This is a genomic window from Methylophilus aquaticus (assembly GCF_030769565.1).
In the GTDB taxonomy this organism is placed as follows: domain Bacteria; phylum Pseudomonadota; class Gammaproteobacteria; order Burkholderiales; family Methylophilaceae; genus Methylophilus; species Methylophilus aquaticus.
The window spans coordinates 29,852-41,955 of the sequence record NZ_JAVCAP010000002.1 but is presented as its reverse complement, the minus strand read 5'-3'; the positions used below and the strand labels follow the sequence as shown (position 1 = coordinate 41,955).

At 50.9% G+C, this 12,104-nt stretch carries 11 protein-coding genes; 9 read left to right on the top strand and 2 right to left on the bottom strand.

Annotated elements, in window-relative coordinates; translation table 11 throughout:
- Positions 1–85: 85 nt before the first annotated feature.
- Entirely contained in the window at positions 86–1,264 is a 1,179-nt protein-coding gene (locus tag Q9291_RS02035) for an efflux RND transporter periplasmic adaptor subunit (RefSeq protein ID WP_306388322.1), read from the bottom strand.
- Positions 1,265–1,438: 174 nt separating this feature from the next.
- On the opposite strand from Q9291_RS02035, the gene Q9291_RS02030 reads away from it, so the two are divergent.
- From Q9291_RS02030 to Q9291_RS01990, 9 genes are all read left to right on the top strand, one after another.
- Positions 1,439–2,065 carry a TetR family transcriptional regulator gene (locus tag Q9291_RS02030; protein ID WP_306388321.1) on the top strand — a complete coding sequence of 209 codons (627 nt, stop codon included), beginning with the start codon at positions 1,439–1,441 and terminating at the stop codon, positions 2,063–2,065.
- A gap of 91 nt (positions 2,066–2,156) precedes the next feature.
- The gene (gene dusB / locus Q9291_RS02025) at positions 2,157–3,185 is read left to right on the top strand and encodes a tRNA dihydrouridine synthase DusB (RefSeq protein WP_306388320.1); all 1,029 of its coding nucleotides are present in this window, start codon (positions 2,157–2,159) and stop codon (positions 3,183–3,185) included.
- Positions 3,185–3,421, top strand: a complete 237-nt coding sequence (locus tag Q9291_RS02020) for a helix-turn-helix domain-containing protein (protein ID WP_306388319.1) — start codon at positions 3,185–3,187, stop codon at positions 3,419–3,421. Before dusB ends, Q9291_RS02020 begins: the two co-directional genes overlap by 1 nt.
- A gap of 116 nt (positions 3,422–3,537) precedes the next feature.
- Complete coding sequence (gene purH, locus Q9291_RS02015; protein ID WP_306388318.1) at positions 3,538–5,148, top strand: bifunctional phosphoribosylaminoimidazolecarboxamide formyltransferase/IMP cyclohydrolase; 1,611 nt, start codon at positions 3,538–3,540, stop codon at positions 5,146–5,148.
- 109 nt (positions 5,149–5,257) lie between these two features.
- Positions 5,258–6,526, top strand: a complete 1,269-nt coding sequence (gene purD, locus Q9291_RS02010) for a phosphoribosylamine--glycine ligase (RefSeq protein ID WP_306388317.1) — start codon at positions 5,258–5,260, stop codon at positions 6,524–6,526.
- Positions 6,527–6,539: 13 nt separating this feature from the next.
- Complete coding sequence (hemF, locus tag Q9291_RS02005; RefSeq protein WP_306388316.1) at positions 6,540–7,442, top strand: oxygen-dependent coproporphyrinogen oxidase; 903 nt, start codon at positions 6,540–6,542, stop codon at positions 7,440–7,442.
- Between the two features lies 1 nt (position 7,443).
- The gene (locus Q9291_RS02000; RefSeq protein WP_306388315.1) at positions 7,444–8,748 is read left to right on the top strand and encodes a M18 family aminopeptidase; all 1,305 of its coding nucleotides are present in this window, start codon (positions 7,444–7,446) and stop codon (positions 8,746–8,748) included.
- A 54-nt stretch (positions 8,749–8,802) separates the two neighbouring features.
- Positions 8,803–10,137 (top strand): alanine/glycine:cation symporter family protein, encoded by a 1,335-nt coding sequence (locus tag Q9291_RS01995; RefSeq protein ID WP_306388314.1) that lies wholly within the window; start codon positions 8,803–8,805, stop codon positions 10,135–10,137.
- 8 nt (positions 10,138–10,145) lie between these two features.
- Positions 10,146–11,498, top strand: coding sequence for a sodium-dependent transporter (locus Q9291_RS01990; protein WP_306388313.1), 1,353 nt, complete (start codon positions 10,146–10,148; stop codon positions 11,496–11,498).
- Positions 11,499–11,599: 101 nt separating this feature from the next.
- Here Q9291_RS01990 and Q9291_RS01985 read toward each other — a convergent pair whose 3' ends face one another.
- On the bottom strand, positions 11,600–11,923 hold the full coding sequence (locus tag Q9291_RS01985; RefSeq protein WP_306388312.1) for a c-type cytochrome: 324 nt from the start codon (positions 11,921–11,923) through the stop codon (positions 11,600–11,602).
- Positions 11,924–12,104: the final 181 nt, after the last annotated feature.

Here is a 12,104-nt window from a genome sequence, read left to right as displayed (position 1 = left end):
TTCCCTGAGACGGGCCTGATTTCTGACATCAGGCCCCTGATAATATAGTTAAATAGAAAACTCATTTAAGCGCTTGCCAATAGCATCAGGCTTTGGTTTTTTGCTGCGCCGGCGCGACGACAGGGGCAGCATCAGCTGCATGCGGGGCCACTGGCGCACCCGGGCGCACCTTGATCAGATTATCTATAATCACCTGGTCACCCGCCTTCAAACCATCAAGCACAATCCAGCGGTCATTGAACCAGCCACCGGCCTGAATAGGTCTTACCGATGCAATGGTTTTGCCGTCTTTGTCTTTTTCAGCCACAAACACAAACTTGCCCTGCTGACCAGTCAATACTGCTGTTTGCGGAATCAGAAAGACTCCATCACGCTTGCCAGTCGTTAGACGTACACGCACAAACTGACCGGGCAACAAGGTGTTGTCGCTGTTTTTAAACTCTGCCCGCAGTTGCTGTGTGCCCAGTGCAGGGTCAATCTGGCTGGCAGAAAAATTGATTCTGCCTGACTGCGGATATTCAACCCCGTCAGCCAAAATCAGCCTGACATCCTGCACGTGACCGGGACGCAAATGCCCGCCGAGTGTCATCAAGTCGGATTCAGACAGGCTAAAACGTACCCAAATCGGAGACACCTGCACAATAGTACTCAGCAAAGTGGTATTTGCACTTGCCAACGCCCCTTCCGAGAGCACGAAACGCCCGGCAATACCGTTTTCGGGCGCTTTTACATGGGTGTAAGACAAATTCAGTTCGGCTTCACGCAACTGCGCCTGATACTGCAACATGGTCGCAGTGGCAACAGAGCTGTCTGAGGTCGCATTATCATACTCACGCTGACTGATGGAACGCGTTTCGAGCAAACCTTTCAAACGCAAAGCTTCACGCGCTGTTTGATCAATCCGCGCTTTTTGTTGCGCAATCAATGCTTTCGCCTGCTCCACCTGTAACTGGAAAGGCACAGGATCAATCAAAAACATATCCTTACCCGCTTTCACAGGCTCACCTTCTTCATACAAGCGCTTGAGGATAATGCCTCCCACGCGCGGGCGAACCTCAATCTGCTTTGCACCTTCGGTTTGTGCGACAACTTCGGTCTGTACAGGCACAGTTTCTGCAGTCACAGCTTGCACTGTCACGGGCATGGCTGGCATAGCCGCCCCTGCTTGCTGCTCATTTGAAGACTTGCCACATGCACTCAACATCACACCCAAAGTGAGCAGCAAAAACGCCTGACGGCGCTGTATAGTCCGTGAAATCAACATGTTATCCTCTTTGCATTGATAAATTAAGCTTGCATTACATACACTCTTGGATGTATATTATATACAAACATGTATGTATGTAAATGACTTTTTCAAGAAATTTATATGAACCTCCATCAAACATACATCAATTCAATGATCAACCAATGACTTTTGAAAGAAATATCCAACGCTATGGTACGTAAGACGAAAGAAGATGCAGCAGTGACCCGCAAACGCCTGATTAATGCAGCGCGCGAAATGTTCCTGCTTAAAGGCGTGAGCCGCACGAGTCTGGAGCAAATCGCATCACATGCCGGCGTCACCCGCGGCGCGGTGTACTGGCACTTTCAAAACAAAGCCGATCTGTTTCATGCCATGCGTGAGGAGGTCTACCTGCCTTTGATTGACCGCATGGACGACACATTACTTGGATCACTGGAAGACAACAGTACCGACCCACTGGGGAGAATCCGCAAACACCTTGAAAACACCATTCAAATACTCGACCAGGACCAAACCACACGCGAAACCTACGAAGTGATGATGGCAAAGTGTGAGTACGTGGATGAATTTGCCGAAGTACTCAAATCCATCCTGAGCAATTGCAGCGGACTGGTCCACAAAATGGAACTCACCTACACCAAAGCCCAGAAAATCGGACAGGTCAGCACCCAGGTCACCGCAGCGGAACTGGCGATGGACACCCACCTGTTCTTCTCTGGATTACTGCACATGTGGGTCAAGGATACGGAAGGCACACTGTTTCGTGACCGCGCCATGCAACTGATAGACACCCACATCCGTCTGCGTAAAAAATAAGCAAGAAACACAGCCAGACATTCCCAGCGTCCCGATTTGCAGGTAAAATAGTCAGTCTTTTCACCGACTTATAGCCCCCACAATTCACACCATGCACATCGGACCACATCAACTGAAAAACAATCTGGTGGTTGCCCCTATGGCAGGCGTCACTGACCGCCCGTTCCGCATGCTATGCAAAAAGATGGGGGCCGGCTTGGCCGTGTCTGAAATGGTCACCTCCAACTCATTGCTATATGGTAGCGAGAAAACCAAACGCCGTGCCAACCACGAGGGTGAAGTCAGTCCTATTTCGGTGCAAATTGCAGGCGCAGAACCCGCCATGATGGCTGAAGCCGCCCGCCATAATGTGGACAACGGCGCACAGATCATCGACATCAACATGGGCTGCCCGGCCAAAAAAATATGTAATGTGATGGCCGGCTCAGCGTTATTGCGTGACGAGCCACTGGTTTCACAAATCCTCAAAGCCGTCGTCAATGCCGTGGATGTCCCCGTCACTTTGAAAATCCGCACCGGCTGGGACAGGCAAAACCGCAACGCTATCCAGATTGCCAGAATGGCGGAAGACATTGGCATCCAGGCACTGACCATCCATGGACGTACCCGTAACGACCTGTACCACGGGGATGCCGAATACGACACGATTGCCGCAGTCAAGCAAGCCATCCGGATTCCACTGATAGCGAATGGCGATATTACCACCCCGGAAAAAGCCAAGTTTGTACTCGATTACACCAAGGCCGATGCCGTCATGATCGGCCGTGCCGCGCAAGGCCGCCCCTGGATTTTCCGTGAAACAGAACACTTCCTGAAGACCGGCGAACACATGTTGCCGCCTACCGTGGATGAAATTCATCAGGTCATGCTGGAACACCTGCATGATTTATATGCATTTTATGGCGACCTGACCGGCATGCGCGTCGCGCGCAAGCATATTTCCTGGTACACCAAAGGGCTGGCAGGCTCTGCCGCTTTCCGTCACAACATGAATACCTTGCAAACGATTGAGCTGCAACTCCACGCGATCAACGACTTCTTTGCCGAACTCAAAGCCAAAAACGATCGTCTGGTGTATGCAGACCACGAAGACACAATCGACGAGGAGTTAGCAGCATAATGGAAAATGATTGCAAACTCAGTGTCGCCATCCGTGAATCGCTTGACGAGTATTTCACCCATCTCGATGGTCAGCCACCCCATGCCATTTATGACATGGTATTGGGCTGCATTGAAAAGCCCATGGTTGAATATGTGCTCACCAAGGTAGGTGGAAACCAGAGCAAAGCGGCGGATATGCTAGGCATCAATCGGAATACCCTGCGCAAAAAAATGGCGCAATACGGTCTTGAATAACCTTTTTCTTCACCACAGCGCCGCTGAGGCTCAGAGCAAGTCAGAATCCACTTGTTTCACCTCTGTGCCCCAGTGTCTCTGTGGTCAATATTCTTTTGATTTTTAACGACATCACCATGACCTCACACATTAAACGCGCGCTGATCAGTGTTTCTGATAAAACCAGTGTGCTTGAACTTGCACAATCCCTCAACCAGCTGGGCGTAGAACTTCTCTCTACCGGCGGCACAGCCAAGCTCTTCCGCGACAACAATATCCCGGTGAAAGAAGTCAGTGACTTCACCGGCTTTCCTGAAATGCTGGATGGCCGCGTCAAAACCCTGCACCCGAAAGTCCATGGCGGCTTGCTTGGTCGACGTGATTTACCTGAGCACGTGGCTGCCATGCAGCAATACGGCATTGAGAATATTGATTTGCTGGTGGTCAACCTGTATCCATTTGAAGCGACCGTCGCCAAAGCTGACTGTACGCTGGAAGATGCGATTGAAAATATCGACATTGGTGGCCCCGCCATGGTGCGCTCCGCCGCCAAAAACTGGAACGATGTCGCCGTGTTGACCGATGCAGCCCAATATGCAGAAGTGATGGCTGAATTAAAAACCAATCAAGGTGCAGTTTCCAAAGCCACCCGTTTTAAACTGTCGGTAGCCGCCTTTAACCGCATTGCACAATATGATGCAGCGATCAGCAACTACCTTTCAGCAATCGATTTTGAAGCCACAGAAGCTGCTGCCAACCCTGTCATCAGCCAGTTCCCGGCACAAATGAACAGCAGCTTTGTCAAGGTACAAGACCTGCGTTACGGTGAAAACAGCCACCAGCAAGCCGCCTTCTATCGAGACCTGTACCCGGCCCCCGGCAGCCTGGCCACCGCGCAACAACTCCAGGGCAAAGAATTAAGTTATAACAACATCGCTGATGCGGATGCCGCTTGGGAAGCAGTGAAATCCTTTACCGGCCCGGCTTGCGTCATCGTCAAGCACGCCAACCCCTGCGGCGTAGCCTTGGGTGCCAATGCGCTGGAAGCTTACAGCAAAGCCTTTAAAACCGACCCGACTTCAGCCTTTGGCGGCATTATCGCCTTCAACACCACATTGGATGCCGCAGGCGCAGAAGCCGTCAGCAAACAGTTTGTTGAAGTGCTGATTGCACCGGACTACACCCCGGAAGCACTGGCCATTTTTAGCGCAAAAGCCAATGTGCGCGTGCTGAAAATTGCACTGCCTCAAGGCGGTAGCAGCCCGTGGCAACAAGGCCGCAATGCGGTGGACTCCAAACGTGTGGGTTCCGGCATTTTGCTGCAATCTGCCGACAACCACGCATTACAACTGGCCGACATCAAAGTGGTGACCAAACGGCAACCCACGCCACAACAAATGCAAGATCTGCTGTTTGCCTGGAACGTGGCCAAATATGTCAAATCCAATGCCATCGTATTTTGTGGCAACGGCATGACGCTGGGCGTAGGCGCAGGCCAGATGAGCCGTGTCGACAGCACCAAGATCGCTGCCATCAAAGCACAGAATGCGAACTTAAGCCTGCAAGGTGCAGTGGTCGCTTCGGATGCGTTCTTCCCGTTCCGTGACGGCGTGGATGTATTGGCAGACGCCGGTGCCAGCTGTGTGATACATCCGGGTGGCAGCATGCGCGACGAAGAAGTGATTGCCGCCGCTGATGAGCGTGGTCTGGCGATGGTGGTGACGGGCATTCGTCACTTCAGACATTAATTTTATTTGTCACAGAAGGCGCAGAGACCACAAAGAAAAACGTAATTGTTTGATGCTTTAAGAAATTCTCTGTGCCCTCAGTGGCTCTAACTCAATTAGGTAATAAAAAATGAAAATTTTAGTGATTGGTTCGGGCGGTCGTGAGCACGCACTGGCATGGAAAGTGGCGCAAAACAAAGCGGTGAGCCGCGTGTATGTGGCGCCAGGCAACGCCGGCACGGCCACCAACCCGGACATGGTCAACGTGCCGATTACCAAAATTGACGAGCTGGTGAAGTTTGCAGAAGACGAGCAAATCGCGCTGACCATCGTCGGCCCGGAAGCTCCGCTCTCGCAGGGGGTGGTCGATGCCTTTCGTGCACATGATTTAAAAATATTTGGTCCGAGCAAGGCAGCCGCGCAGCTGGAAAGTTCTAAAGACTTTGCCAAAGCCTTTATGTTCCGCCATGGCATCCCTACCGCCAAATATCAAACCTTCAGCGATGCAACCCTTGCGCATGCCTATATTGATGCAGAAGGTGCGCCCATTGTGATCAAGGCAGATGGCCTGGCTGCAGGTAAAGGCGTTGTGGTCGCCATGACACTTGAGGAAGCACATGCTGCAGTGGACGCCATGTTGTCAGACAACAAACTGGGTGATGCAGGTGCGCGCGTGGTGATTGAAGAGTTTTTAAGCGGTGAAGAAGCCAGTTTTATGGTGATGGTGGATGGCAAACACATTCTACCTTTGGCAACCAGTCAGGACCACAAGCGACTACAGGATGGTGATCAGGGGCCGAACACCGGCGGCATGGGGGCTTATTCTCCAGCACCGGTGGTCACGCCTGAAATTCATAACAAGGCCATGCGTGAGATTATTATCCCGACCGTGGAAGGCATGGCCAAGGACGGCATTCCCTACACCGGATTTTTATATGCCGGCTTGATGATCTCGCCCGCAGGCGATGTGAAAACACTGGAATTCAATTGCCGCATGGGTGACCCTGAAACGCAACCGATTATGATGCGGCTGAAATCAGATCTGGTAGCATTAGCCGAGCATGCCGTGAACGGCACACTCAACGAGGCCCAGGCTGAATGGGACAGACGCTTTGCCCTCGGCGTCGTCATGGCCAGTGCCAATTACCCTGAGACGCCAAGACTTGGCGATACCATTACCGGACTGCCTGGCGATGTACAGGATGGCCATGTATTCCATGCAGGCACTACACTGAAAGATGGCAACATCGTGACCAGCGGTGGTCGCGTATTATGCGTCACAGCCCTTGGCGAAACCGTCAAGTTTGCCCAGCAGCAGGCTTATAAAATGGTTGAATCCATCCAATTCGAAGGTGCGCAATACCGTACCGATATTGGCTACCGCGCCATTAAAAACTAACGCTCATCTCCTTATGCAAACACAAGCCGTTTACGATTTCCTGCAAGGATTGCAATCACGTATTGTAGAGGCTGTCGAACTGGTCGATGGCAAAAATTTTCTGCAAGATAGCTGGCAACGTCCGGAAGGTGGAGGTGGCAATTCGTGCATGCTGGAAAACGGTAATGTGTTTGAACGTGCCGGCGTCGGCTTTTCGCATGTGCTGGGCAACAAACTGCCACCAGCAGCCAGTGTCGCCCACCCTGAGGCGGCTGGCCGCCCTTGGGAGGCCATGGGCGTTTCTCTGGTCTTTCACCCACACAATCCGTTTGTACCGACGGTACATATGAATGTACGCTTTTTTCATGCCAAAGCGCAGCAAGCAGGCGAGCAGGACATCTGGTGGTTTGGTGGCGGCATGGATTTGACGCCTTATTATGGTTTTGAAGACGATTGCATCCACTTTCACCGTGTGAACAAGGAAGCACTGGCGCCCTTTGGTGCGCAGTATTACCCGCAATTCAAAAAAGACTGCGACGAGTACTTTTTCTTGAAGCATCGCAAAGAGCCGCGCGGCATTGGTGGTGTGTTTTTTGATGACTTCAGCGAACTGGGATTTGAACAATGCTTCGCCCTGCAGCGTGCGGTAGGCGATGCTTTTTTGCAGGCTTACTTGCCGATTGTACAACGCCGTAAAGACACGCCTTATGGCGAACGTGAGCGTGATTTTCAGGCCTATAGACGCGGCCGTTATGTCGAGTTCAACCTGATTTTTGACCGCGGGACGATCTTCGGGCTGCAATCCAATGGCCGCACCGAGTCTATTCTGCTGTCGATGCCGCCAATGGTGAAATGGCGCTATGACTGGAAACCGGAAACCGGCAGTCCTGAGGCCAAGCTGTACACCGACTTTTTGATCGAGAAAGACTGGGTTTAGCATGCACATTTCAATAGAAGCCAGACAACAGGCGCAAGCACTTTTGGATTTTATTGATAGCAGCCCCAGTCCTTGGCATGCCGTAGAGTCGGTAGCCAGTCGCCTCAAGGCGCAAGGCTTTAAAAATCTGCGCGAAAACGAGCCATGGCAATTCAAACAAGGCGGCAAATATTTTGTGGTACGCGATGGCGGCTCAGTGATTGCCTTTGTCTTGGGGCAACAGCCCGTCGCCGACACTGGCTTCAGGCTGGTTGGTGCGCATACTGATTCGCCAGGCTTACGCCTGAAACCCAAAGCCGCTTACGCCACTCAAGGCTTGGCACAACTCGGTGTCGAGGTCTACGGCGGTCCTATTTTAGCCACGTTTACTGACCGGGATCTCAGCATCGCAGGACGGGTGACCGTCAACTCTGAACAAGGCTTTAACACGCACCTGGTTAAGCTTGAACAGCCTGTGGCCCGCCTGCCTAACCTGGCCATCCACATGAACCGCGAGGTGAATGAAAAAGGGCTGCTGCTCAACAAGCAAACCGGCTTACCACTGATTTTTGGCAATGCTGCCAACACCGAGGCGGCACACAGTCTGCTGACCAACTTACTGGCGCAAACACTTGCGCTTCCAGCTGAAAAAATAGTAGGTTGGGATGTCGCCTTGTATGATACGCAACGGGGCAGTTTCTGGGGCATTGAACAAGAATTTATTGCCAACAGCCAACTCGATAACCTTGCCTCATGCCATGCGGCGCTCGAAGCACTGCTGCACTCCGAAAAACCGCAATCAACAACCATCTGTGCCCTGTTTGACCATGAAGAGGTTGGCTCGGAGAGTACAACCGGCGCTGGCGGCAGTTTTTTACTCGATGTCATCAACCGCATTTGCAGCGCTACCAGCACCAGCGAAGAAGAAAAACTGCGCGCATTTGCCAACAGTTTCTTTATCAGTGCAGATATGGCACATGCCTTTCACCCGAATCATGCTGGCAGCTACGAGCCCTGTCACCACGTATTGGTCAACCACGGCCCAGTGATTAAAACCAATGCCAACCAGCGCTACAGCACCAATGCAGTGACTGCTACGCGGTTTATACAGTTATGCGAAGCTGCCGGAGTGCCTTATCAGCAGTATGCGCACCGCACCGACCTGGGCTGCGGCAGCACTATAGGCCCCATCATGGCAGCTCAGTTGGGCATCCCGACAGTCGATGTAGGCAACCCCATGTGGGCCATGCACAGCATACGCGAGAGCGCTGGCGTGCTGGATCATGCCGCGATGATCGCTGTGCTCAAACAACACTTTCGTGCATAACTGGCGCATGCCGTCATAACATCGCTATAATCCCTGCATGACAAAGGGATAACTATGCAAGTATTGGAAAAACTCGTCGCCACACTCTCCGCCTGGGTATGGGGCCCCCTGATGCTAACCTTACTGGTGGGCACTGGCTTATACCTCACCATTCTCCTCAAGGGCCTGCAATTTCGCGCCTTACCTCACGCCTTCAAACTTATCTGGACTAAAGATCAAGACCATGAAGGGGATATCAGTCACTTTGCAGCGTTGATGACCGCGCTGGCTGCAACAGTTGGCATAGGTAATATTGTCGGCGTGGCGACTGCGATTAGCCTGGGTGGACCTGGCGCCGTGTTCTGGATGTGGATCACCGGACTGGTAGGCATGGCTACCAAATACAGTGAAGCAGTTTTGGCTGTTAAATACCGCGAAAAAGGGCCACATGGCATGCGAGGCGGGCCAATGTATTATTTGAGCAATGGCGCAGGGCTACCCTGGCTGGGCACTTTGTTCGCACTCTTCACGGCTTGCGCTGCATTTGGCATTGGCAATATGACGCAAGCAAATGCTGCAGCCAAAATTTTTGAAGCGACTTTTAATGTCCCGCTCATGACCAGCGGCATTATTTTAAGCCTGTTAACGGGTTTGGTCATTTTGGGTGGCATACGCTCGATTGGTAGATTTACTTCTTTTCTGGTGCCATTAATGATCGTCGCTTATGTCGGCGCCAGTCTTTGGGTACTGACCATGCACTTTCAGCAAATTCCACACGCATTTGGCCTTATTTTTTACCATGCGTTTAACCCTAGTGCAGCAACCGGTGGCTTTGCCGGCGCTACAGTGGCGGCTGCGATGCGATTCGGGATTGCCCGAGGCGTATTTTCAAATGAATCAGGGTTAGGCTCCGCACCCATTGCCGCAGCCGCAGCGCGCACCAATGATCCGGTAAAACAGGCATTGGTCAGCATGACGCAAACATTTATCGACACCCTCGTGGTATGTACAATGACAGCATTGGTGATTTTGACTGCCAACAGTTGGACGCAGGGGGTCAGCCCAGCCCAGTTAACCAGCAGCAGCATGGCAGAAACACTGGGGCACAGTGGCCGCATCATCGTCGCAGTTGCAACAGCGTTATTTGCATACTCCACACTCATAGGCTGGCATTATTATGGCGAAAAAGCCATCGAGTATTTATTAGGGGCTCGGTGGATTAATGCTTATCGTGTCACGTTTACCATTGCAGTGATGATAGGCGCCATCACTAGCCTGGAGTTTGTATGGAACTTCTCAGACTTGGCCAATGGCTTAATGGCTATTCCCAATCTGATTGGTTTGTTACTGCTATCACAGATCATTAAAAAAGAAACCACTCGCTACTTTTCCAGTAAAAATAACGCTTAGGAAACCTTATGTCACAGCATCGTGGCACTTGGAAAAACCGTTGGACCTTTATGCTCGCCACGGCAGGCTCTGCCATCGGCTTGGGCAACATATGGAAACTGCCCTACATGATAGGGGTCAACGGTGGCAGCGCTTTTGTACTGGTATTTATCGCATGTATTTTCTTTGTTGGCATCCCCCTGATGATGACTGAAATCATGCTTGGACGGCGTGCGCAACAAAACCCGCTCGATGCCATTCACTCTCTGGCAATAGAAGCCAGGGTATCAACGCATTGGCGCTGGCTGGGTGCAATGGGCATGCTGGCTGGCGTGTTGATATTAAGTTTTTACAGTGTGATTGCAGGCTGGGTGTTAAGTTACATCGTGGCGGCCATGCAAAATACATTTAGTCATATTTCAGCCGCACAGTCACAATCCAGCTTCAACGCATTACTGGCCAACCCAATACAACTCACCATATGGCACAGCCTGTTTATGGTCATGGTGATGGGCGTAGTGGCCCGTGGCGTTAATTCCGGACTGGAAAAAGCCAATAATGTGCTGATGCCAGCGTTGTTTGTGATTTTATTTATCCTGCTTGGTTACAGCATGTCGGTTGGGGATATGCGCGCTGCTGCAAACTTCATGTTCACCCCGGATTTTTCAAAGATCACACCCATGGCCGTTTTGTCCGCATTAGGCCACGCCTTTTTCTCCCTAAGCCTGGGCATGGGTTCTGTGATGGTCTACGGCTCTTATTTAAGTCGTGATGTTTCAATTGCGCGTACTACCGTTTGGATTGCATTGATAGACACCATGCTGGGGTTATTAGTCGGCTTGGCTATTTACTCTCTGGTATTTGCCAATCACCTGGCACCCAATGCCGGGCCTGGGCTACTATTTCAAACATTGCCAATCGCGTTTGGCGCCATGCCCGCAGGCAATATTATTGCCACATTATTTTTTCTGCTAGTTGCTTTCGCCGCCTGGACCAGCGCTATTTCGCTGGTAGAACCCACTATTGCCTGGGTGGTTGAAAATACAACATTCAAACGTAATATGGTGAGTACCCTATTGGGGCTCATCATCTGGCTCACGGGACTGAGTGTTGTGTTGTCATTTAATATATGGGCCGAGGTGAAAGTGCTTTTCGGTTTAAATATTTTTGAGACGCTAGATAAACTCACATCCACCCTCATGCTCCCCCTTGGCGGACTATTAATGGCTGTATTTGCTGGTTACTTTATGAAAAAAAACCACACGCAAAACGAATTTGGCTTACATCCATTCACTTATAAATGCTGGCGATCTGCTAACAACATTATTGCTCCTGTCGCGATCATTGCGGTGTTTATTTACTTATTGGGACTTGTGAAATAAGAGATTTTTTGGGTGACACGCAAAAGGCTTGAAAAATTTCTCACAAAAAAAGCCAGCAGATAACGCTGGCTTTTTTATTACTTACAACCTCTAAATGAGGATTAGAGTGACAAAATCCACTGAACGATGGTTTTGATATCTTCGTCTTTCACTTGAGGACTGTTAGCTGGCATAGGGATGTTGCCCCAAACGCCACTACCACCTGCTTTTACTTTAGCAACCAATTTAGCTTCTGCTGTTTTGTCACCTTTGTATTTTGCAGCGACATCTTTGTAAGCTGGGCCTAACACTTTAGCGTCCACGCTATGGCAAGCCAAACAACCACTTTTTTGTGCCATGGCTTTTGCAGCAGCAGCATCAACTGCGTGCGCTTGACCAGCGATCAACAAAGTAGCAGCAGCGATTGCGGATAATAAGACTTTCATGCGATCTCCTTGAATACTTTCCTAAATTAATACATCCCCGAAATGCAACTTTTGTGCATGTGGCATATTACCTGACCAAGTGAAATCCACAATACCAGCACACAATATTTGTGAGAAAAATCAACCAATTTCACAGGCATTTGGTGTTTTGCCAACAGCACTAAAACGTATCTGCACAGCT